The 21647-nt window shown below is 67.4% G+C and carries 19 protein-coding genes; 11 read left to right on the forward strand and 8 right to left on the reverse strand.

Annotation, left to right across the window (positions count from 1 at the left end; all coding sequences use genetic code 11):
- Positions 1-36 precede the first annotated feature (36 nt).
- Entirely contained in the window at positions 37-843 is an 807-nt protein-coding gene (locus IU448_RS08555; protein WP_195054848.1) for an SAM-dependent methyltransferase, read from the forward strand.
- Between the two features lie 247 nt (positions 844-1090).
- On the opposite strand, the gene IU448_RS08560 is transcribed toward IU448_RS08555, so the two are convergent.
- A complete protein-coding gene (locus IU448_RS08560) occupies positions 1091-2290 on the reverse strand; it encodes a lipase family protein (protein ID WP_195054849.1) in 1200 nt (399 codons plus the stop codon).
- A 335-nt stretch (positions 2291-2625) separates the two neighbouring features.
- The gene (locus IU448_RS08565) at positions 2626-3021 is read right to left on the reverse strand and encodes a RidA family protein (protein WP_324188549.1); all 396 of its coding nucleotides are present in this window, start codon (positions 3019-3021) and stop codon (positions 2626-2628) included.
- Between the two features lie 103 nt (positions 3022-3124).
- Here IU448_RS08565 and IU448_RS08570 point away from each other — a divergent pair, with 103 nt between their 5' ends.
- Complete coding sequence (locus tag IU448_RS08570; RefSeq protein ID WP_195054851.1) at positions 3125-4102, forward strand: helix-turn-helix transcriptional regulator; 978 nt, start codon at positions 3125-3127, stop codon at positions 4100-4102.
- A gap of 196 nt (positions 4103-4298) precedes the next feature.
- Positions 4299-5939: an AMP-binding protein gene (locus IU448_RS08575; protein ID WP_195054852.1), complete on the forward strand. Its 1641-nt coding sequence runs from the start codon at positions 4299-4301 to the stop codon at positions 5937-5939.
- 81 nt (positions 5940-6020) lie between these two features.
- On the opposite strand, the gene IU448_RS08580 is transcribed toward IU448_RS08575, so the two are convergent.
- From IU448_RS08580 to IU448_RS08595, 4 genes are all read right to left on the reverse strand, one after another.
- A complete protein-coding gene (locus IU448_RS08580) occupies positions 6021-6863 on the reverse strand; it encodes an SDR family oxidoreductase (protein ID WP_195054853.1) in 843 nt (280 codons plus the stop codon).
- Between the two features lie 292 nt (positions 6864-7155).
- A complete protein-coding gene (gene gdhA, locus IU448_RS08585) occupies positions 7156-8505 on the reverse strand; it encodes an NADP-specific glutamate dehydrogenase (RefSeq protein ID WP_195054854.1) in 1350 nt (449 codons plus the stop codon).
- Between the two features lie 296 nt (positions 8506-8801).
- Complete coding sequence (locus IU448_RS08590; RefSeq protein ID WP_195054855.1) at positions 8802-9758, reverse strand: electron transfer flavoprotein subunit alpha/FixB family protein; 957 nt, start codon at positions 9756-9758, stop codon at positions 8802-8804.
- Positions 9759-9797: 39 nt separating this feature from the next.
- Positions 9798-10583 (reverse strand): electron transfer flavoprotein subunit beta/FixA family protein, encoded by a 786-nt coding sequence (locus IU448_RS08595; protein ID WP_195054856.1) that lies wholly within the window; start codon positions 10581-10583, stop codon positions 9798-9800.
- 195 nt (positions 10584-10778) lie between these two features.
- Here IU448_RS08595 and IU448_RS08600 point away from each other — a divergent pair, with 195 nt between their 5' ends.
- Genes IU448_RS08600 through IU448_RS08615 form a run of 4 tightly spaced genes read left to right on the forward strand, consistent with a single transcriptional unit; the run spans position 10779 to position 14603 of the window.
- Positions 10779-11564, forward strand: a complete 786-nt coding sequence (locus tag IU448_RS08600) for a class I SAM-dependent methyltransferase (RefSeq protein ID WP_195054857.1) — start codon at positions 10779-10781, stop codon at positions 11562-11564.
- Positions 11561-13102 carry a 1,4-alpha-glucan branching protein domain-containing protein gene (locus IU448_RS08605; protein WP_195054858.1) on the forward strand — a complete coding sequence of 514 codons (1542 nt, stop codon included), beginning with the start codon at positions 11561-11563 and terminating at the stop codon, positions 13100-13102. The genes IU448_RS08600 and IU448_RS08605 overlap by 4 nt, the downstream gene beginning before the upstream one ends.
- Positions 13099-14361 (forward strand): glycosyltransferase family 4 protein, encoded by a 1263-nt coding sequence (locus IU448_RS08610; RefSeq protein WP_195054859.1) that lies wholly within the window; start codon positions 13099-13101, stop codon positions 14359-14361. The genes IU448_RS08605 and IU448_RS08610 overlap by 4 nt, the downstream gene beginning before the upstream one ends.
- On the forward strand, positions 14358-14603 hold the full coding sequence (locus IU448_RS08615) for a hypothetical protein (protein ID WP_195054860.1): 246 nt from the start codon (positions 14358-14360) through the stop codon (positions 14601-14603). The genes IU448_RS08610 and IU448_RS08615 overlap by 4 nt, the downstream gene beginning before the upstream one ends.
- Before the next feature lie 33 nt (positions 14604-14636).
- Here IU448_RS08615 and IU448_RS08620 read toward each other — a convergent pair whose 3' ends face one another.
- Positions 14637-15947 (reverse strand): PQQ-binding-like beta-propeller repeat protein, encoded by a 1311-nt coding sequence (locus tag IU448_RS08620; RefSeq protein WP_324188536.1) that lies wholly within the window; start codon positions 15945-15947, stop codon positions 14637-14639.
- A gap of 195 nt (positions 15948-16142) precedes the next feature.
- Here IU448_RS08620 and IU448_RS08625 point away from each other — a divergent pair, with 195 nt between their 5' ends.
- Entirely contained in the window at positions 16143-16892 is a 750-nt protein-coding gene (locus IU448_RS08625; protein WP_195054861.1) for an acyltransferase, read from the forward strand.
- A 43-nt stretch (positions 16893-16935) separates the two neighbouring features.
- Here IU448_RS08625 and IU448_RS08630 read toward each other — a convergent pair whose 3' ends face one another.
- On the reverse strand, positions 16936-17484 hold the full coding sequence (locus tag IU448_RS08630; RefSeq protein WP_195054862.1) for a DUF1697 domain-containing protein: 549 nt from the start codon (positions 17482-17484) through the stop codon (positions 16936-16938).
- 156 nt (positions 17485-17640) lie between these two features.
- Here IU448_RS08630 and IU448_RS08635 point away from each other — a divergent pair, with 156 nt between their 5' ends.
- The 3 genes from IU448_RS08635 to IU448_RS08645 all read left to right on the forward strand — a co-directional run bounded on the left by IU448_RS08635 (position 17641) and on the right by IU448_RS08645 (position 21630).
- Positions 17641-17871: a hypothetical protein gene (locus tag IU448_RS08635; protein ID WP_195054863.1), complete on the forward strand. Its 231-nt coding sequence runs from the start codon at positions 17641-17643 to the stop codon at positions 17869-17871.
- 265 nt (positions 17872-18136) lie between these two features.
- Positions 18137-20170 carry an ATP-binding protein gene (locus IU448_RS08640; RefSeq protein ID WP_195054864.1) on the forward strand — a complete coding sequence of 678 codons (2034 nt, stop codon included), beginning with the start codon at positions 18137-18139 and terminating at the stop codon, positions 20168-20170.
- On the forward strand, positions 20167-21630 hold the full coding sequence (locus tag IU448_RS08645) for a hypothetical protein (protein ID WP_195054865.1): 1464 nt from the start codon (positions 20167-20169) through the stop codon (positions 21628-21630). Before IU448_RS08640 ends, IU448_RS08645 begins: the two co-directional genes overlap by 4 nt.
- The last annotated feature ends 17 nt before the right edge of the window (positions 21631-21647 follow it).

Below are 21647 nucleotides of genomic sequence, written 5' to 3' on the forward strand. Positions count from 1 at the left end.
CACCGAAAACGTTGGCGCGAAAGGAATTACCGACCGATGACCAGACCGAGTTGGGCCCCCGAAGGTATCGACCTGGATCGACCCAGCGCATCCCGCGTCTACGACTATTTCGTCGGCGGTATGCACAATTTCGAGATCGACCGGCAACTCGCCCAGCAGATCGAGACCTTCACCCCGAATGTCGCCGAGACCATGCGCGCGAACCGGGATCTGTTGCGCCGCTGCGTCCGGTTCCTCACCGAGCAGGGAATCGAGCAGTTTCTCGATATCGGCTCCGGTATTCCGACGGTCGGTAACGTGCACGAGGTGGCACAGGCGGCCAACCCGTCGGCGCGGGTCGTCTACGTCGATATCGACCCGGTCGCGGTGGCCCACAGCACGGCCATCCTGGCCGATAATCCGAACGCTGCCGTGGTCCAGGCCGACGCGGGCCGCCCGGAAACGATCCTCGCCGATCCGCTGGTGCGCAGCCTGATCGACTTCGACAAACCGGTCGCGGTGTTGCTGCTGGGCGTCCTGCATTTCGTCACCGACGATGCCGACCCCGCCGGCTGCGTCACCCGGCTCGGCGCGGCGGTCCCGGCGGGTAGTTACCTGGCGATCACCCATGCCACCGCGGATGGGCAGCCGGCCGAGGTTCTGGAAGCCCAGAAGCTGTCCGGCCGCACGTCCACCGAGATCGTGCTCCGCACCCGCGACGAGATCGCCGCCTACTTCACCGGCTGGACGGTGGTCGATCCCGGGCTCGTCCACCTCCCGCTGTGGCGGCCCGAGCACCCCGACGATATCGGCGAGCATCCGGAACGGTCCGGGGCATACGGCGCGGTCGCCCGCAAGGACTGAGCCGAGCCCACTCGGACTCGGTCCGCCGGCGGCCGTCCGGCCGTCACTGCGTCACCGCGACCGCACAGCCGGCCGGGCCTCGAGCGTGCCGGCTGTTGCGAATGACCTACGCAGCACGTCGAGAACGCGGGGCCGGGACGACATGTAGAGACGTACGGCGTGGAAACGCCGTACGTGGCGAAGATCCGCAGCGCGGGAGCGAAAACGCCCGCGCACCCCGTCGCGGGTGCGCACGCCGGCGGAGCCGTCATGTCCCGCATGTGGCGCCGGGTTGTTCCCCGGCGAACAGGGTGCGCAGGAAGGCATCGACGTCGTCGGCCGCGGCCGTGAGGACAGCGCGGTGATCGGCGCCTTCGTAGGTCCGGTAGTCCACAACGGAACCGCCCGCGCACAGCTTTTCGGTGATCTGCGTGGTGATCGGGGCGCCGACCAGGGCGTCGTCGGTGCCCTGTGCGACCAGCGCCGGGACCGTGAGGTGCAGCCCTTCCGGTTCCTGACCGGCGAAGTAGGCGGTGAGGGCGGCAGTGTCGGCGCCGGGCGCGAACAGATCATCGGCCGGGATCCTGGCCGACGCTGCTTTGATCTGGTCCATACAACCCGTGCGGGCCGCGTCGAGCAACGGCCGCGCCGCATCACTGATCATGTTCTCGGCCGAAAGCGCCGGATCCGCGGCTTCGGCACCGAGCAGCAGTACCGGCAGGAACGGTATCGCCGCACGCACCCCGGGACCACCGGCTGCCATATACGCGGCGGTATCGCTGGTGCGACTACCGGGCGCGTAGGACACGGCGCCCACGAGGTCGAGCTCGGGAGCGTATTCCGCGCCCTGAGCGGCGGTGAACAAGGCGGCGTGCCCGCCCTGACTATGGCCCGCCACAGCCCATTTCGCCCCGATCCGGGAATCGAGCCCGCGCGCGGCACGCACGATATCGGTCACGGTGTGCGCGGCGCTGACACCGTTCATATAGGGATGTTCGCCGGGGGTTCCCAATCCCTCGTAATCCGTGGCGGCTACCGCGTAACCGGCGGATACCCACCGGGCGATCACCGGATCCGTGACCGCGAGATAGTCGCGCGCCGGCCCGCCGACGCTGTGCGCCGACGGGGCGCAGGCATCACCGACGCCGGTGGTGCCGTGCGCCCAGCTGATAACCGGCCAGCCGCCCTCGGGCGGTTCACCGGCCGGAACGGTTACCGTGCCGGATACCAGGATCTGCCGGCCGGCCGCGGACTGCGACAGGTAGGTGATCCGCTCGGTCCGGGCATCCTCGGGTATCACCGAATCCGGCGAGACCCGCACCGGTGTGGCCGTGATCAGTGCGCCCGGCGTGGCGCTTGCGGCCTGGTCGGAGCCATCACCACAGGCAGTGGCGATCAGGGCAGTCGCCGCGAGCACGATCGCCGCACGCCATTTTGCCGTACCGCGGCGGGACAGAACTGTTCTCATATCACGCTTCCAACCCTGCACGGCCGCGTGATTTCGCTCCATCGGAAACCGGCCGCCGCACTAAAACTGAAATTCATTCTAGAAGCTAACACGGCATACGGTGCCGATGGCGCGAATCGGCAAGTTCGCCGGCCACGGCCGACCGATACCTGCGTCCGGCCACTGCCCCGTACGGGCATCCGACGCCTTTCCCTCGGTCCAGCCGTGCCGGCGCGAACAACCGAACCATGACGCCGTGGCACAGTCGGATTCCGGTCCCGAACCGGAGAGTCAGCGTTTCCCGGGTCGGCGGACGGCTGCCGAGCGCAGCGCCCGGACCGGCCCGGACGCCACGATCACGCGACAGCGGTTGCTTCGAGTTCGACCAGCTGGCCCGGTATCGCCAGCCGGGTCACCCCGAGCATCGTGGTGGCCGGCGCCACTTTCGCCGCGCCCAACCGCGACGCGAGGACACCGTAATGCCGGAAGAGCAGGTCGACATCGGTGGTGTAGACGTTGAGCCGTACCAGATCGGCCACGGACATCCCCGCCTCGCTGAGTACCGCTTCCAGATTGTCGAGACTCAGTGCCAGTTGCGCCGCCATATCGCCATCGTGCCGGGGTTCACCATCCGGGCTCATGGCGGTCTGGCCGGAGCAATACAGCGTCCGGGTGTGCCCGGAAACGAGCGTGCCTTGATCGAAGCCCAACTCCGCCGACCACGTCACCGGATTGATCGCTGTACGTTCCACTGCCATTTCGGCTCCATTCGATTCATCGGAAAAGTCCTACGCCGACGAGTCTCCCGAGAAATCACGACATCCCCGGTCAGGTATTCCGGGTAGATTTCCCGGCATGCGCGCCGACCGGTTGGTCTCGCTGGTGCTGCTGCTGCGCCGGCACGGCCGGTTGTCGGCAGCCACGCTCGCCCGCGAGTTGGAGGTATCCACCCGTACGGTGCTGCGGGATATCGAAGCCCTGTCCGCAGCCGGCGTCCCGGTGTACGCCGAGCGCGGCCGGCACGGGGGTTTCGCACTGCTGCCCGGTTTCCGCACCGAACTCACCGGACTCAACCACGAGGAGGCGCTGGCCCTGCTGGTCGCCGGAACACGGCGCGGAGCACAGCTTTTCGGATTGGGTTCGGCGCTCGCATCGGCCATGCTGAAAGTGGTCGACGCCTTGCCCGAAAGCTATCGGACCGCAGCGAACGAAGCGGCCCAGCGGTTGCTCATCGAACCCGGGACCGATCTACTCGCGCGCCGGGTGACCGAGGACGACATACCCGACGCCGTGGTGGCCGCGGTCCGGCGTGCGGTGCTGGCCGGGCACAAGCTGCGGATCCACTACGCGGCCGTGGACCGGGCGCCGGACTGGCGCACTGTGGACCCGATCGGCCTGGTCATGGTGCGCGGCCAGGGATATCTGCTGGCCACCCGCTCGGGCGCGGACCGCACCTACCGGCTGTCGCGGCTGCTGGCCGCCGAAGAACTGGACGAACCCGCACAGCGAAGCGACCGGGTCGACCTGCACGATGCCTGGCGGGAACGCAGCACACGGTTCCGGGTGGGTGGTAACCAGGTCACAGTACTGACCCGGGTGGATCCGGGCCGCCGAGACGAGCTGGTGGATACAGCCCTCGCCGTGCGCAGCGAAGAAACCGAAGCCGACGGCCGGTTGCGGATGGAGGTGACCTTCCAGGACTCCCGGCATGCCGAATGGGCACTGTGGCAACTCGCCATGGACGCCGAAGCCCTGGCCCCGCAGTGGTTACGCATCCGCCTGCACGACCGCGCCGCCGCGATCACCGCCCGCTACAGCGAGCACACCGCCTAGGGAATCCAGCGGGGTACGTACCGGCGATTACGAGAGGCAGCCGCGACGTCACCGGCCCCAGGCCCGTTGCACCCCCATTCGGGGGTGGCCGCGCAACAGTGACATGTATCACTATCTCATCGGGTCACGCGGCCGAAAGGTACGCCTACGGCCCTGGATACAAGGCGTCCGCACGGGCGCCGGGAGAGGACCGGTGATGAGTACAGCGCAGAAGAGCTATGCCTCCGGCGCGTGGGATGTTCCACTGCTCGGAGACACGATCGGTGACAACTTCGATCGCACGGTGGCCACCTTCCCCGATAACGATGCCCTGGTGGATGTGGCCGGCGGCCGGCGCTGGACGTACCGCGCGCTCGCTACGGAAATCGACGCGCTGGCTTCGGGATTGCTCGCGGCAGGAATCGGCAGCGGAGACCGGGTCGCGATCTGGGCGCCCAACTGTCCGGAATGGGTTTTCGTCCAGTACGCGACTGCCAAGATCGGCGCGATACTGGTCACCGTCAATCCCGCCTATCGCGCGCACGAACTCGAATACGTGCTCCGGCAGGCCGGCGTCCGGATGGTGTTCGCCGCGGCTTCGTTCAAAACCTCCGACTACGCCGCAATGCTGGACGAGGTCCGGCCGAAGTGCCCGGCCCTGGAACGGGTGGTACTGCTCGGCAGCACGGACTGGTCCGATGTGCTGTCGACGGGACGCGATGCCGACCCGGCCGCGCTCGCCGCCGCCCAGGGCAGATTGGCCGCGGACGATCCGATCAATATCCAATACACCTCGGGCACCACGGGTTTCCCCAAGGGGGCGACGCTGAGCCACCACAATATCCTCAACAACGGGTTCTTCGTCGGCGAGATCTGCGGCTATACCGAGCAGGACCGTGTATGTATCCCGGTCCCCTTCTACCACTGCTTCGGCATGGTCATGGGCAACCTGGCCTGCACCAGTCATGGGGCGACGATGGTCATCCCGGCGCCGGCGTTCGATCCCGCGGCCACTCTCGCCGCGGTACAGCAAGAACGGTGCACATCGCTGTACGGAGTGCCGACCATGTTCATCGCCGAACTCGCCGAACCCGGCTTCGGCGACTACCGGCTGTCGACGCTGCGGACCGGGATCATGGCGGGGTCGCCGTGTCCGGTGGAGGTGATGAAGCAGGTCATCGAGCGAATGGGAATGAGCGACGTGACCATCTGCTACGGAATGACCGAGACGTCACCGGTTTCCACCCAGACCCGGGCGGGCGACAGTATCGACCAGCGCACGGCGACGGTCGGGCAGGTCGGCCCGCATCTGGAGATCAAAATCGTCGATCCGGTGAGCGGCCGGACGCTGCCGCGCGGGGAACCGGGTGAGGTATGCACCCGGGGTTATTCGGTCATGCTCGGCTATTGGGAGGACCCGGAGAAAACCGCGGAGGTCGTCGACGCGGCCCGCTGGATGCACACCGGCGATCTCGGGATCATGGACGACGCCGGTTATGTGTCCATCACCGGGCGCATCAAAGATATGGTGATCCGCGGCGGGGAGAACATCTACCCGCGCGAAATCGAGGAGTTCCTCTACACCCATCCCGATATTCTCGACGCGCAGGTGATCGGTGTCCCCGACGCCGGATACGGCGAGGAACTGATGGCCTGGGTCCGGATGCGGCCGGGCGCCCCCGCCCTCGACGCCGCGGCGCTGCGCTTATTCTGCGACGGCCGGCTGGCGCACTACAAGATCCCCCGCTATGTGCACGTGGTCGACGAATTCCCGATGACGGTCACGGGGAAAGTGCGCAAGGTGGAGATGCGTGAGCAGGCCCTGGCCCTGCTCGAGGGTATGGCCGAGGACCAATGACCGCGCCTTGTGAGCAAGCGATCGGGCGGGGGCCTCGCCGGGCCGGAATTGCAACCGGCCCGGCGAGGTCGCCGATCCGGTTCAGGCCGGGGTACCGAAAGACTCGAGAATCGTATCGATCCGCTCCCGAGCAGCGGCCGCCATCTCCGGATGCGTGGTTTCGTACAGCTTTCCGGATTCCACCGCACCGAGGATTATTTCCGCCGCCCGGGACGCCGGGATCATCTCCTTCGCCATTTCGGCGACGCCTTCCATCATTGGTGCCAGCTTGTCCATTACTTCGGGCGGCAACGTCTCCGCGTCCGGTGCCCGGTCCTCCGGCGCAGTGGCGAGCTCGGCGAGACCTCGGAACATCTGGGTGTCCACCGGGCCCGGACACAACACTGTCACGCCGACCTCCGGCGCGATCAGGTCCAGTTCACCCCGCAACGATTCCGACATCGAGATGATCGCCGCCTTGCTCGCCGCGTACGGCGCACCGAACAGACCGACTGTCAGCCCCGCCAATGAAGCCGTGTTGACGATATGCCCTCGTCCGGCGGCAATCAGATGCGGCGTGAATACGTGGATACCGTTCACGACTCCGCCGACATTCACGGCCCAGACTCGGTGCCAGTCGGCGAGGGTGATTTCCCAGCTCGGCCCACCCGCCCCCATTCCGGCGTTGTTGAAAACCAGGTCGATGTGGCCGAATTCGGCGAGCGTCCGGTCGGCGAGCGCACGGACCTGCTCGATATCGGCGACATCGGTGGGCACGGCGATCGCCCGGTCGCCGAGCTCGGTAGCGGTTTTCGTCAGCGCCTCGGAATCGATATCGGCCACGATCACCCGCAGCCCCCGCTCCACCAACGCGGCGGCGGTCGCCGCACCGATACCGTTCGCGGCGCCGGTGACGACAGCAACCTGCCCGGCTTCCAGTTTCATATGCCCTCCAGTCGGATGCCCGCCTCGGCGGCGGGCTTCCCACCATTCTCGCGATCTCGGCTGCCGACCACATCGGTCTGCGGGCCTACGCGCGTTTCAACCTCGAGTACCATTGCGCGGCAGGCGAGACGCTTGCACGATCGGGCCCGGACCGGAAAACGATCGCCCCGGTACCGCGGGTCCCGAGATCGAGCGGCACCGTCCACGAGCCGGACGGCCCCCTTCCGCCACACGGTCCCCCCGGCGTCGTGACATCGTCGGCCGGCGGCGAGGAGACCGTCCGATCTACCGATCAGATGACACCCTGGGCGAGCATGGCATCCGCGACCTGGATGAAACCGGTGATATTCGCGCCGACGACATAGTTGCCGGGGGAACCGTATTCGTCGGCGGTCGCGAGGGTGCGATCGTGCACCCCGCGCATGATCTCGGCGAGGCGTTCCTCGGTGTATTCGAACGACCACGAGTCCCGGGAAGCGTTCTGCTGCATTTCCAGGGCACTGGTCGCGACACCGCCCGCGTTGGCGGCCTTACCCGGCGCGAACCCGACCTTCGCCTCTCCGAACACGCGCACTGCTTCGGGCGTGCACGGCATATTCGCGCCTTCGGCGACGACCGTGCAACCGTTGCGCACGAGAGTGGCCGCATCCCGGCCGTTGAGCTCGTTCTGGGTGGCGCAGGGCAGCGCGATATCGCATGCCACATCCCAGACCGACCCGTCTTCGACGAACCGCGCCGAGCGACCCCGTTCGTCGGCATAGCAGGAGATCCGGCCCCGGCGCTGTTCCTTGACCTCCTTGAGCAGATCGAGGTCGATACCGGCTTCGTCGACGATATAGCCGCTCGAATCGGAACAGGCGATCACCGTGCCCCCGAGCTGCTGCACTTTCTCGATCGCGTAGAGGGCCACGTTCCCGGAGCCGGAGACGATGACCTTCTTACCGTCGAAGCCCTCGCCCCGGGTCCGCAGCAGTTCGTCGACGAAGAACACCACCCCGTAACCGGTGGCTTCGGTGCGGACCTGCGATCCGCCCCAGGCCAGCCCCTTACCGGTGAGCACACCGGATTCGAAGCGGTTGGTGATGCGTTTGTACTGCCCGAACAGGTAGCCGATCTCCCGGCCGCCGACGCCGATATCACCGGCCGGGACATCGGTGTGCTCGCCGATATGCCGGTAGAGCTCGGTCATGAATGCTTGGCAGAAACGCATCACTTCGGCATCGGAGCGGCCTTTCGGATCGAAATCGGATCCGCCTTTGCCGCCGCCGATCGGCATACCGGTCAGCGAGTTCTTGAAGGTCTGCTCGAATCCCAGGAATTTCACGATCCCGACGTTCACGGTCGGGTGGAAGCGCAGGCCGCCCTTGTAGGGGCCGAGCGCGGAATTGAACTCCACCCGGAATCCCCGGTTGATCTGCACCTGGCCGGAATCGTCGACCCACGCCACCCGGAAGATGATCTGCCGTTCGGGCTCACACAGGCGGCGGATCACCGCCGCATCGGTGTAGGCGGGATGTTTGGCCACTACCGGAGCGAGACTGTCCAGCACCTCGTGCACAGCCTGATGGAACTCGGTCTCCCCCGCATTGCGGAGAAGTACCTCGTCGTAGATCTCCTGTAGCTCCTCGTGCAGAACGGGCATGGATCCGGTACCTCCTCATCATCGGTGACCTCGTGTCGGCCGGCCCCCTCGGGCCGCGCTCGGGCTTTCGGATCCGCCACGAACTCACTGCCACGAGGTCACCGTTGTGAGCCTAACTGTCGGCCCGATCGGGCCTGCGACCTGGATACACTCAACGCGGTTCAAACCTACTTCTGAGTAATTTTCGCCACAGATATCCGGGCATGCGCTCGCCGAGGGCCCGAAAAGCGAACGCCCGGCCGGATGAACCGGCCGGGCGTCGGTCGTGAGCGGACGCGGACGTGGCCGCGGGGCGCTCAGCCCTTGTGCTTCTTGACCTCTTCGGTCAGCTGCGGGGCGACGTTGAACAGATCGCCGACGATGCCGTAATCGGCGATCTCGAAGATCGGCGCCTCTTCGTCCTTGTTGACCGCGATGATGGTCTTCGAGGTCTGCATACCGGCCCGGTGCTGGATCGCGCCGGAGATGCCCAGGGCGACGTACAGCTGCGGGGAAACCGTCTTACCGGTCTGGCCGACCTGGAACTGGCCCGGGTAGTAGCCCGAGTCGACCGCGGCACGCGAGGCGCCGACGGCCGCGCCGAGCGAATCGGCCAGAGCCTCGACCACGGAGAAGTTGTCGGCGGAACCGACACCGCGACCACCGGAGACGACGATATTCGCCTCGGTGAGCTCGGGCCGGTCACCCGCGACGACGGGCTCGCGGCTGGTGACCTTGACGACACCCTCTTCCTGCGCGGGGACCTCGACGGTGACCTTCTCGCCGGCGCCGGCCGAGGCCTTCGCCTCGATCGAACCCGGGCGCACGGAGATCACGGGCACATCGCCGGTGGCCTTGGCGTCGACGGTGAAGGCGCCACCGAAGATGCTGTGCACGGCCGAGCCGTCGGCTTTGACATCGATGACGTCGACCAGCAGGCCGGAACCGATACGGGCGGCCAGGCGGCCGGAGACCTCTTTACCCTCGGCGCTCGCGGCGACCAGGACGGCCGCCGGGGAGGCGGATTCGACCAGGCCGGCCAGCACATCGACCTTCGGGGTGATGAGGTAGTTCTCGACATCGTCGGATTCGGCGACGTAGATCTTGGCGGCGCCGGCCGCGGCCAGCGCATCGGACAGTTTGTCGGCGGTGCCGGGCACACCGAGCACCACGGCCGACGGCTCACCGAGAGTCGCGGCGGCGCTCAGCAGTTCGGTGGTCACCTTCTTGACCGCACCGTCGGCGTGCTCGACGAGCACAAGTACTTCTGCCATTTGTCTCTTCTCCTAGAAGTTGCTGCGGGTGCGGGGGACTCAGATGATCTTCTGGCCGACCAGGTACTGGGCGATCTTGGTGCCGCCGTCGCCCTCGTCGGTGATCTTCTCGCCCGCGGTGCGCGGCGGCTTCGGGGTGGACGCGGTCACCGCGGTGCCCGCATTGGCCACACCCACGGTCGACGGGTCGATGCCCAGATCTTCCAGGGTGAAGGTCTGCACTTCCTTCTTCTTGGCGGCCATGATGCCCTTGAAGGAGGGGAAGCGCGGTTCGTTGATCTTCTCGGTGACGCTGACGATGGCCGGCAGCGTCGCCTCCAGCTTGAACACGCCTTCGTCGGTCTCCCGCTCGCCGGTGATCTTCTCGCCGTCGACGGTGAGCTTGCGCAGATGGGTGAGCTGCGGGATGCCCAGGTATTCGGCGATGACGGCCGGGACGGCGCCGGAGCGGCCGTCGGTGGCCTCGTTACCGGCGATGACCAGTTCGACGCCCTCGACCTGCCCCAGCGCACCGGCCAGTACCCACGCGGTCTGGACGGTATCGGAGCCGTGGATGGCGGGATCGTTGATGTGGATGGCCTTGTCGGCGCCCATGGACAGGGCCTTGCGGATGGCCTCGGTGGCGCGATCCGGTCCGGCGGCCAGCACGGTGACCTCTCCGCCCTGCGCCTCCTTGATCAGGAGGGCTTCTTCGACAGCGCGCTCGTTGATCTCGTCGAGCACCGCGTCGGCGGCTTCACGGTCGAGGGTGAAGTCACCGTCGGTCAGCTTGCGCTCGGACCAGGTATCGGGCACCTGCTTGATGAGTACGACGATATTCGGCATCGGTCTTCGTCGACCTCCTGTTCTGGTTACCTGTATTGGCGGTCGCACGATCTCCAGCGGCCGTACGTCCATGTGAGTAGCTCAGGCCGAGACATTACCCTACGTTAAGTTACTGACGGGTAACTTACAAGCGCGGGCGGCCCCAGAGCCTCCCTGCGGACCCGTGTACCGGGCAGTACCAGTAACCTCGTCGCAATGAGCGAGGCTGTGATTCCCGCCGCACCGGCCATCCCTGAAGCACTGGAGCCGCTGCCGTTGACCGGTGAGCGGACGGTGCCGGGTATCGCGGAGGAGAACTACTGGTTCCGCCGGCACGAGATCGTCTACGACCGGCTGCTGTCGCGGTGCGCGGACAAGGTGGTACTCGAGGCGGGATCGGGTGAAGGGTACGGCGCGAATATGATCGCCGAGGTCGCGGCCGCCGTGATCGGCCTGGACTACGACCGCGGCGCGGCCGCCCATGTGCGCGCGCGCTATCCGCGGGTGCGCATGATCCGCGGCAACCTGGCGGCCCTTCCGCTGCCGGACGACACGGTCGACACCGTGGTGAATTTCCAAGTGATCGAACATCTCTGGGATCAGGTGCAGTTCCTGCGCGAATGCCTGCGCGTCCTGCGCCCCGGCGGTGAACTGCTCATCAGCACGCCCAACCGGATCACCTTCTCCCCCGGCCGTGACACCCCGCTCAACCCGTTCCACACCCGCGAACTGAACGCCGCCGAATTGACCGGACTGCTCGAAGAAGCCGGCTTCCGGGTGGACCTCATGACCGGTGTGCACCACGGACCGACCCTGCGCGCGCTGGACGAAAAGCACGGCGGCTCTTTCATCGACGCGCAGATCGAGCGGGCGCTGGCCGGTGAGCCCTGGCCGGCCGATCTCACCGCCGACGTAGCGGCAATCACCGTCGACGATTTCGCGCTGACCCCCACCGATATCGACGCCAGCCTCGACCTCGTCGCCCGAGCGGTGAAACCGTGAGCGGCAACAACACCGGCAACTCGGTACCCGGGCAGTTCACCCTCGTCCTGCACTCACATCTCCCCTGGTTCGCCCATCACGGCCGGTGGCCGGTCGGCGAGGAATGGCTCTACCAGTCGTGGGCGGCCTCGTATCTGCCGGTCGTCGAGGTGCTGCGCACCCTGGCCGCGGAGGGCCGCTCGCATCTACTGACGCTCGGCATAACCCCTGTTCTCGCAGCACAACTCGACGATCCACATTCACTCGCGGGCATGCACCACTGGCTCGGGAACTGGCAGTTGCGGGCCGATGAGGCCGCCATGGCCGGCAACCGCACGCTCGGCCGCCACGAACACCGGCTCGCGGCGGCCGCCCTGGCCGAATTCGAACAGAACTGGCGGCACGGCGCGGCCCCGGTCTGGCGGCAGCTGCTGGACGCCGATGTGATCGAACTGCTCGGCGGCCCGCTGGCCCACCCCTTCCAGCCGCTGCTCGACGAACGGTTGCGCGATTTCCAACTGCGCGAGGGACTCATCGACGCGCGCCTGCGCTGGGGCCACACCCCGGCGGGCATCTGGGCACCGGAATGCGGGTTCACGCCCGGAATGGAAGACGGCTACGCCGCCGCCGGTGTGACACATTTCATGGTCGACGGCCCCGCGCTGCGCGGGGACACCTCCCTCGGACGGCCGGTACGCGACTCCTCCGTCGTCGCGTTCGGGCGCGATCTCACGGTCAGCTACCGGGTGTGGTCGCCCAAATCGGGTTACCCCGGCAACGGCGCCTACCGGGACTTCCATCACTACGACCACGCCACCGGTCTCAAACCCGCCCGGGTCACCGGGAAAGCCGTCGCCGGGCCGGACAAAGCGCCCTACGACCCCGAACTGGCCGCGGCGCAGGTCGAACGAGACGTCGCCGATTTCGTCGCCACCGTGCGGGAGCGGCTCATCACCGAATCCGAGCGGATCGGACGCCCCGCCCTGGTGGTGGCGGCCTTCGATACCGAGCTGTACGGGCACTGGTGGCACGAGGGCCCGCAGTGGCTGGCCCAGGTGCTGCGCGCGCTACCGGAGGCCGGGATCACCGTCGGCACCCTCGCGGATGCGCGCGCACGCGGGTTCGTCGGCGATCCCGTTCCGCTCACCGATTCTTCGTGGGGGTCGGGTAAGGACTGGCGGGTCTGGGCCGGTGACCAGGTCCGCGACCTGGTGGAACTGAACGACGAAATCGTCCGGCTCGCACTCGACACCACAGCGAAGATGCGAGCCACGGCACCCACCGGCCGTGACCGGGTGGCCGATCAGCTGCTGCGCGAAGCCATCCTCACGGTGTCCAGCGACTGGGCGTTCATGGTCAGCAAGGATTCCGCCGCCGGCTACGCCCGCGACCGGGCCCACCAGCATGCGCACGCCGTCCGGGAAATCGCGGGCGCCGTCGGCGCCGGACAACTCGCCCGCGCACGGGAACTGGCGGCCGGATGGGCGGTGGCCGACGGCGTGTTCGGAGCCCTGGACGCGCGTAGGCTACGCGTCAATCCAGCAGAAGGACCGCGATGAAGATCTTGATGGTGTCGTGGGAGTACCCACCCGTGGTCGTCGGGGGTCTGGGCAGGCATGTCCACCACCTCGCGACCTCGCTGGCGGCGGCCGGGAACGAAGTGGTGGTGCTCGCCCGGCGCCCCACCGGAACCAGCCCCGCCACTCATCCCACACATTCGTTCGTCGCCGAAGGCGTGCTGGTGGTGGCGGTCGCCGAGGATCCGCCGATCTTCGATTTCGGCGAGGATATGCTCGCCTGGACCCTGGCCATGGGGCACGCGATGGTGCGCGCCGGGGTCGCTCTGGACAAACCCGGTATCGGCGAGGGCTGGACCCCCGATGTGGTGCACGCGCACGATTGGCTGGTGGCCCATCCGGCGATCGCGCTGGCCGAGTACTACGACGTCCCCCTCGTTTCCACGATCCACGCCACCGAGGCCGGCCGGCACAGCGGCTGGGTCGCGGGCCGGGTGAACCGGCAGGTGCATTCGGTCGAATGGTGGCTGGCCAACGAATCGGACGCGCTCATCACCTGCTCGACCTCCATGCAGGACGAGGTGGAACGGCTCTACCGGCCGGACCGGGTTCCCGTACACGTGATCCGCAACGGAATCGACGTGGGCGCCTGGTCGTTCCGCGCCCGCTCGCCACGTAGCGGTCCGCCGCGCCTGTTGTATGTAGGACGGCTCGAATACGAGAAAGGTATCCAGGACGCGATCGCCGCGCTACCCCGCATCCGCCGCGCCCACCCCGGCACCACACTGACCATCGCCGGGGCCGGCACCCAGTTCGAATGGCTGCGGGAACGCGCCCGCGTGCACCGGGTGGCGCGCGCGGTGCATTTCACCGGGCAGCTGGACCATGCGGAACTGCTGGGCTGGCTGCACGGGGCAGACGCCATCGTGCTGCCCAGCCGGTACGAACCGTTCGGGATCGTCGCGCTGGAAGCGGCAGCCACCGGAACACCGCTGATCACCTCGACGGCGGGCGGGCTCGGCGAAGCCGTGATCGACGGCGTAACCGGTGCCTCGTTCGAACCCGCGGACGTCGACGGTCTGGTGGACGCGGTCATCGCGGTTCTCGACGACCCCGCCGCCGCGCAGCAACGCGCACGAGCCGCCCGGGACCGGCTCACCGAGGATTTCGCCTGGGATGTGGTCGCCGCCGAAACCGCCGGGGTGTACTCCGGCGCGAAACGCCGCGTCCGCACGCCGCTCGGCCGGCCCGAAATCGACCGCCGCCCGCTCCCGGAACGGGATCCGGCGCAGCCGTTGTGAACTGCTCACGTTTCGCTGTTGTCCCTGCGCTCGCCGCCGCCGGTCTGCTGTTCACCGGCGCCACCGCCGGAGCTCTCCCACAGGTCGGTGTCGACGCCGGAACCTCGGCCGGAACCGAGGCCGAGGTCGACCGCTCGGGTGTGGACGGCAGTGTGGAAGGCAATGCCGACGCCGGCGTCACGGTGGGCCACCGGCACCTGGACACGGAGGGCGGCGGTTCCGGATCACTCGGGCTGGGCTGATCCGATCGGCAACGGCGTCGTCGAATACCGGGGTCAGGGTTTCTCGCGGAAGGTGAAGATCTCCCCGATCCGGGTGGCGACCACGACCTCGCCCTCGGCGCCCACGGCGGTGCCGGTCGTGGTGCCCGACGCACCGGGCAGGACGTCGGAGTCGACGGTGGCGCCGGTGGCGGTATCGAAGGTGATCAGATTCAGGCCGTCACCGATGGCGGCGGGGACGTAGCCGGTTCCGCCGGCCGTTTGCACGGGGGCGCCGCGCAGGGCCAGGTCCTTGCGCTCCCACACTGTTTCGTAGCTGGTGCCGGTATCGCGCAGGGCCATCAGGTAGCCGTCGTCACCGGCCGGGATGATCAGGCCGTCGTCGGAGACCGAAATCCCGCGGCGCGGCTCCCAGTCCAGGTGGGCTTCCCATTTAGGTTTGCCGTCGGCCGTATCGACGGCCAGCAGTCGCCGGCTGTTGTCACCGATGTAGAGGGTGGCTCCGTCCGCCGAGAGGGCAGGATCGGTGGCGCTGCCCCCGGCCAGGATATCCCGGCTCCACTCCTGCACGACCTTGCCGTCGGCGTAGCGCAACGCCACCAGGGCGGCATCGGGTTCGCCGGGTTTGCGCACCGTGGCGTAGATCCGCCCGGAGTCGACGTCCATCGCGGCGATGGTGGCCACCGCGCAATCCGGGCCGCCGGTCGCGCAGTCCTCGAGACCTTCACCGGCCGGCGGCCAGTCGAGGTTGGGGGTTTGCAGGAAATCGGGGGTCGGCAGCAGTTGCTGGGTCGGCACCATCCGTTTGCCGGTCTGCCGTTCCAGCACATCCACCTGACCCGATTGAGTGATCACCAGCAGATGACCGTCGCCGGTGAACTGCATCCCGGCCGGCACCCCGGCCACCGGAGTGCGCCAGCGCGGCTGGCCGAGCAAGTTCGCCGATTCCACTGCGCTGTCCAGCCCCACATACACATTGCTGGCGCCGTCGAGCAGGGTGGGCGAGTAGATGGCATTCGGGCCCAGCGGGTTGCAGAAGCGTTTCCGGCCCGTCGGCATCTGGTAGGAGAAGATGTCGCAGTTCGCGTCGGTGCGGGTGGTCACGAAGATCTGCCCCTCCGACCCCACCGTCACCGGCTGCGCGATGGGACCGCCCACAGGACGCGACCACCGCAGGCTCAACGCCCGGGACCCGGTGACCGGAGTATTGCTGCTGTTGCGGGCCTCGTGTCCCGCCGCGGGCCAGCCCAGACCCCGGCCGACAGTGATGTCGTCCACATCGGTCCCGCACGCGGTGAGTACCCCCACCGCCGCGACCATCACCGCGAGCCAGGACCCGGTCCGTACGCCGCCGCCGATACGCACCTGCTGGTCTCCTCCGTCGTCCTGTCGCCCCGGCCATGTGTGAGATTAACGGAAGGGTATAGGCCGGGCCCGCGGAGCACGAAAGTAGGCTGTTCGGCGGTAGGGGGCCGCGGCATACCGGCACGAGCAGGCAGCGGCTTGCGTGAACCACGGAGCGCGCCGACCGCTCGTGCCCAGAGATTCAGGAGAGACGTCGTGACGAGCATGTGGGGCGCACCGTTGCGCACACGATGGCAGGGTTCCCGGCGCCGGGACCCCAGGCAGGCCCGTTTCCTCACCCGCGATTCGCTGCGCTGGGTCGTGGCCAACCGTGCCTACACACCCTGGTATCTGGTGCGGTACTACCGGTTGCTCAAATTCCGGCTGGCCAATCCGCATGTGATCCTGCGCGGCATGGTTTTCTTCGGCAAACGGGTCGAAGTGCACGCCACCCCCGGCCTGGGCCGGCTCGAAATCGGACGCTGGGTCCATATCGGCGACGGTAACGCCATCCGCTGCCACGAGGGCTCGCTGCGGATCGGCGACAAGGTCGTGTTCGGCAAGGACAACGTGGTCAACACCTACCTCGATATCGAGATCGGCGAATCGACACTGGTCGCGGACTGGTGCTACATCACCGATTTCGACCACCGCATGGACGACATCACCATGCCGATCAAGGACCAGGGCATCGTGAAGAGCCCGGTGCGGATCGGGCCCGACACCTGGATCGCCGCGAAGGTCACCGTCCTGCGCGAGACGCGGGTCGGACGGGGTTGCGTGCTGGGCGCGCACGCGGTGGTGAAAGGCGACATCCCGGATTACAGCATCGCCGTCGGCGCTCCCGCGCGTGTGGTGAAGAACCGCAAATCGACGTGGGAGGCGGGTGCCGCCGAACGCGCGGCCCGTGAGGCCGCGCTCGCCGATATCGAACGCAAGAAGAACGGAGTCACGCAGGACGCGTGAAAACGCGGCCCGCGCGGTTGCGCCCGCCACTTCTCGAGCCGCGCTATTTCACCGATTCCATCTTCTTCACGATGCGTTGCACGGTGAGCCAGGTGCGGGTGGTGATGTCCTTGCCGTAGTTCCGTTCCAGCCACACCATGAAATTCGGGGAGTTCGGCGAGGAATTGTCGGTGATCGAGAGAAAGGCCCGCGCCTGCTCGTCGTAGCCGACAACCTCGGTACGCGGATCGGTATCGACGGGCATCTCGACGCGGGAGTGCGCACCGTCCTTGAAGAAGGTCACGGTCAGATAGGTTTCGCGGCCGTGGGTGTAGCCGGCGAAGGGATCGCGGTCCAGCAGGGCGCGTAGCTCGGCGTGGGTACGGATCATCGTGCCGCCCGCGATCCCGAGCTCGGCGTTCAAGGCCGCCTGGATACGGGCCTCGAGCTCCGCACCGGGGGTCTCCTCGGTGGCGAACACGATATTGCCGCTGGACAGCACCGACGCGACCGATTCGTAGCCGAGCCCGGTGAACACACCGCGCAATTTCTCGTTGCTCATATTCGGATTGCTGGGCATGATGCCGCGGAGCAACGCCGCGTACCTGGTCATGGGCAGACCGTACCCCGGCGCCCGGACATCTTCCCGAGCCCGCACAGGCGTCCTGCCCACGAAACCACGGGCAGGGCAACCCGGGGCTGGGCCGCATCCGGAATCGACGCTATCTTCGCTCGTGATCGGTACCTCCCGGTCAGGAAGGAAGTAAGCATGCGTCGCACTCTTCGGGCCGGCCTGCTGGCCTCGGCTCTGCTGATAACCCCGGTTGCGGGCGCGGCCACCGCCGCGGCCGTGCCGCTCGTGCCGCAGTCACACCCCGCGGCCGAACGAGCGGCGTCCGCCGATATCGGGCTCGTCTGCACCATGCAGTACCCGCCGACTCCCCTCTGCTGGCTGTCGTCGTTGTCGGCGTCGATTTCGGGACCGTCCACGGCGGGCTGACCCGCCACCCGGCTCGCCCCGGGGTAGTGCGCCGCCTCCCCGGGGCACCGATCGTGTGCGAAACGGCAACGGCAACGCAATTCGCGTCTGCCCGTTTCGTATTGCGATCTCGTGGCTACTCCAACAGCCTGGGCGGAGTTGCCTACGATGGCTGCACCGATCGATATCGTCCAGCAGTTCACCCGGTCTGCTCCCGAGCGCCGGTTCACACTGTGGTGCCGGACACCGATATGCCGGATATCGATTGCCGAAGGCGGGAGGGGCGATGCCAGGAGAAGGCCCGGTCTTGCATGGGCTGGAACCGATCACCGGGCAGCTGATCGAACAGTTGGTCCAGCGGCCGGACGGCCGGAGCCGGTTGCTACCGGTGATTGTCGCGGTGGGGCCGCCCGGCAGCGGGAAAACCGTTCTCCTGCAGGCACTCGCTCAACGCTGCGCCAAATTGCCGCTCGCCCAGGTCGATCTGGGGCGAGGTGAGCGCGCCCCGCGCGAAGTCTTCGGTGAACTCGCGTTCGAACTGGGCCGCAAACGATCACAGTTCGGCAGCATCACCTTTCCGCAATTGTGGCTGTGCCTGGTGGCGGTCGGCAGCACACTGCACATGCAGGCCGACAACCGCCGGGCGGCGCTGCAGAGCCTGCGCCAGGTCGTCTCCAGCGCCCAGCCCATGGAAGCGCGCAGCCAGAGCGTCGCCGATATCCTCGAGGCCGCCGGACAGGTTCCCGAAGGTTTGTCGCCGTGGGTGGGTATGGCCGTGGAAAGCCTGCTGCAGAGCCTGAACCGGCTCAGTATCCGGCGCCGTATCAAACGCGGGCCGCGGCTCACCGGTGATCAGGTCGAACGTGCGGATATGCTCATCGACCTCGCCAAATGGGCGCACGGTGACGAGGAATCCCGCGCCGAAGCCGACGCCATCTTCGGAATGGCATTTCTGCACGATCTACGGCATGCCTACAGCGGTATGCGAGGAACGGGGCGCACCCTCAATTCCGTCCTGCTGCTGGACAATGCGCACACCCCCGCGGGCAGGCTGTTCCTGCAGACACTGCGCGAGGCGCGGCGGCGCAACGGCGCCGAACCCGATCCGCTGGTGGTCGTCGCCACCAGCGCGCAATGGCTGCCTGCCTGGAGCGAATGCTGGCACCGGCCCGGAATGCACCGTTTCAGCGATATCGCCGAACGCCGCGAACCGGAGCACCGGACCGGGGGTATCGACTGGCCGGAACCGCGCACGCCGCCGGATATCTTCACCGACTGGGCGTCCGCCGAGAATCCGGCGGCCTCCTGGTTTCCCTGGTACCTGGTGGACCTGAGCCGGATGAGCGCGCAGACCACCGGGGATCTCGCCGCCGACCAGCGGATGCGCTCGGTGCCCCGGGTCGCGGATTTCGTCCGTGCCCTGACCGGCGGCAACGCCGCCGCCACCGCCGATGTCCTCGCCGCGCTCGCCCGGACCGGGGACGACGACCCGCTCGCCGGCGCGCGAACCGTCCTCACCAGCGCCGTAGGCACCCACCACGATCCCCTGCAGGAACCGGTCGACGACCCCGGCACGGTACTGGAACGGGCCCGCGAACGGCTGCTGGGCGATTTCGCGGACGCCGAAAGCCTGCGGGATCTGGTCACCGCCGCTGCCGGCCGCACCGTGGATGTGCTCTATCAACGGGAGATCCTGGACACCGCCCTGCCGGACGGGGAGGCGTTGCTCCAGGAACTGCGTAACCGGCTGTGGATCCGGACCACCGGCGCCCCGGAACCGGAGATGGTGCTCGATACCTGGCTACGCCGGATCCTGCTGTGTGAACTCGCCGATCGTGCACTCGACGATCCCCGGAACTGGGAGGCCACCCATACGATCTGCCGGGATGTCTACCGGCGCAAATTCGCGGAAGGCGAGGCCGCGGCCGAAATTGCGGCCATCTACCACGATCTCGCCCTCGGCGAACTCGGATCGGCCATCGAATACCTCGAGCGGCCGTTCCTGCCCGGGCAGACGGAGTTCGGCCATACCACCGCCACCGCCTGGCTCTCCGATCTGGACCTGATCACTTCGGCGCCGCGCCGCCCGGATGCCGACGGAACCCCGTTCACACAGGTCGAAGCGATCGTCCGGGACAACGGTCTGGAACCCGAGCACGAGATGGCGTGGCTGATCGCCGCGCTGTGGGTGTCCAACGATCCGCTCGGTGATCCGCAACGCAGTCTCGACCGCACCATCGAGAACGAATTCCGGCAGCTGGCCCGGGGCCTGGGCCGCGGGGCATTGCTGCTGTACGAACGAGCGGAGAGGTATCGATGACCACCCTGATCCAGCCGCCACCGCCCGGCTACCGGAAATGGTGGTGGATTCCCGCCGCGCTCCTGGGGGTGGCGCTGCTCGTAGCCGCGGCGATCTGGCTGCCCGGCCGCTTCGCAACGGACAACCGTTGCGCGGACGGCGTCGTCCGTACCGCTGAGGGCGGCGAATGCGTCGGAGTCACCGACGGCAGCTACAAGTTCGCCGACGAACTCACCGATATCGAGAATCGCATCCTCGCCCAGAACTCCGCGGTCGAGCAATCCGGGGAGCCGTATGTGAGCATCGTCTTGCTCACACCGATGACATCGGGCAGCAATGCCGAAGGCAACGTCACGATGGCGGGAATCCTGCACCGGCTCGCCGGCGCGCATCTGGCTCAGCTCGCCGCGAACGAGACCAGTATCTGGCAGCGCACCCCGAAGATCCGGTTGCTGCTGGCCAATCCCGGCGTTGATTTCGCCGCCTGGCCGACGGTCGTCGACGAGATCGAGGCACGTCGCGTGGACGAGCGGATCGTCGCGGTCACCGGGATCTCATTCAGTTTCCAGAACGCGCTGGACGCGATCGGAGAACTCACCCGCCGGGAGATGCCGGTGATCGCCTCCACTCTCACAGTCGACAATCTCCCACCCTGGCGGGGCTTCTTGAAGGTGTCGCCGTCTGCCTCGGAACACGCACGCGCCGCCGCCGAATTCCTCGCCGGAAGCGACGACCGGATCCTGATCGTTCGCGACGACAGCCCGGCCGACCAATACGGCCGCACCCTGGCCGAAGCCTTCCAGGCCCGATTCCCCGACGATCCACAGCGTCTCGTGGAACGACCGGAGACCTTCGATTCCAAAGCCGGCGATGTATCCATCGCGTTCCACATGATGATGCCGAATATCTGCCGGCTCGCACCCCGCACGATCTATTTCGCCGGCCGGGGCGCCGAGGCGCTGGAATTCCTCACCGCGCTCGCCACGCGTCCGTGCAACGACGCTCTGGTCCACGTGGTCACCGCCGACGATATGCCGTACTACCAGCTCGCGGAGGTGCCCGCCGGGAAGGCATTGGAAACGGGCGTCCGGGTGCTGTACACCGGTCTCGTACATCCGCAGGCGTGGGAGGATCACCCCGATCGGTTCAATCCCTTCTCGGTCGAGCAGTTCTCACCCGATTGCGAGGGACCCATCTGCTATCGGAACTTCTCCGACGGCAGTCTGGACGATTTCGCGGCCATCATGGAGCACGATGCCGTGGTGACAGCTGTCCAGGCGATCCGGAATGCCGCCGCGTTCGTGCCGGAGGTCAAGGATTCGGGCCCGGTCCTGCAGGCGATGAAGGGACTGCACTCGGACCGGAAGTTCCTGGGCGCCAGCGGGACTCTTTCGTTCGAGAACGGGCTGCCGATGGATAAACCGATCCCGATCCTGGAGGCGAAACTCGGCGCTCCACCGGAGTACATCGGTTTGCCTTGACCCTTTCCCGCACTGCG

This window comes from Nocardia flavorosea (genome assembly GCF_015477805.1).
GTDB classification, from domain to species: domain Bacteria; phylum Actinomycetota; class Actinomycetes; order Mycobacteriales; family Mycobacteriaceae; genus Nocardia; species Nocardia flavorosea_A.

Bases quoted from the DNA above. Each gene is read 5' to 3' on its own strand.
- IU448_RS08555 (WP_195054848.1), top strand. From the start codon at position 37: ATGACCAGACCGAGTTGGGCCCCCGAAGGTATCGACCTGGATCGACCC.
- IU448_RS08560 (WP_195054849.1), bottom strand. From the start codon at position 2,290: ATGAGAACAGTTCTGTCCCGCCGCGGTACGGCAAAATGGCGTGCGGCG.
- IU448_RS08570 (WP_195054851.1), top strand. From the start codon at position 3,125: ATGCGCGCCGACCGGTTGGTCTCGCTGGTGCTGCTGCTGCGCCGGCAC.
- IU448_RS08575 (WP_195054852.1), top strand. From the start codon at position 4,299: ATGAGTACAGCGCAGAAGAGCTATGCCTCCGGCGCGTGGGATGTTCCA.
- IU448_RS08580 (WP_195054853.1), bottom strand. From the start codon at position 6,863: ATGAAACTGGAAGCCGGGCAGGTTGCTGTCGTCACCGGCGCCGCGAAC.
- gdhA (WP_195054854.1), bottom strand. From the start codon at position 8,505: ATGCCCGTTCTGCACGAGGAGCTACAGGAGATCTACGACGAGGTACTT.
- IU448_RS08590 (WP_195054855.1), bottom strand. From the start codon at position 9,758: ATGGCAGAAGTACTTGTGCTCGTCGAGCACGCCGACGGTGCGGTCAAG.
- IU448_RS08595 (WP_195054856.1), bottom strand. From the start codon at position 10,583: ATGCCGAATATCGTCGTACTCATCAAGCAGGTGCCCGATACCTGGTCC.
- IU448_RS08600 (WP_195054857.1), top strand. From the start codon at position 10,779: ATGAGCGAGGCTGTGATTCCCGCCGCACCGGCCATCCCTGAAGCACTG.
- IU448_RS08610 (WP_195054859.1), top strand. From the start codon at position 13,099: ATGAAGATCTTGATGGTGTCGTGGGAGTACCCACCCGTGGTCGTCGGG.
- IU448_RS08630 (WP_195054862.1), bottom strand. From the start codon at position 17,484: ATGACCAGGTACGCGGCGTTGCTCCGCGGCATCATGCCCAGCAATCCG.
- IU448_RS08635 (WP_195054863.1), top strand. From the start codon at position 17,641: ATGCGTCGCACTCTTCGGGCCGGCCTGCTGGCCTCGGCTCTGCTGATA.
- IU448_RS08640 (WP_195054864.1), top strand. From the start codon at position 18,137: ATGCCAGGAGAAGGCCCGGTCTTGCATGGGCTGGAACCGATCACCGGG.
- IU448_RS08645 (WP_195054865.1), top strand. From the start codon at position 20,167: ATGACCACCCTGATCCAGCCGCCACCGCCCGGCTACCGGAAATGGTGG.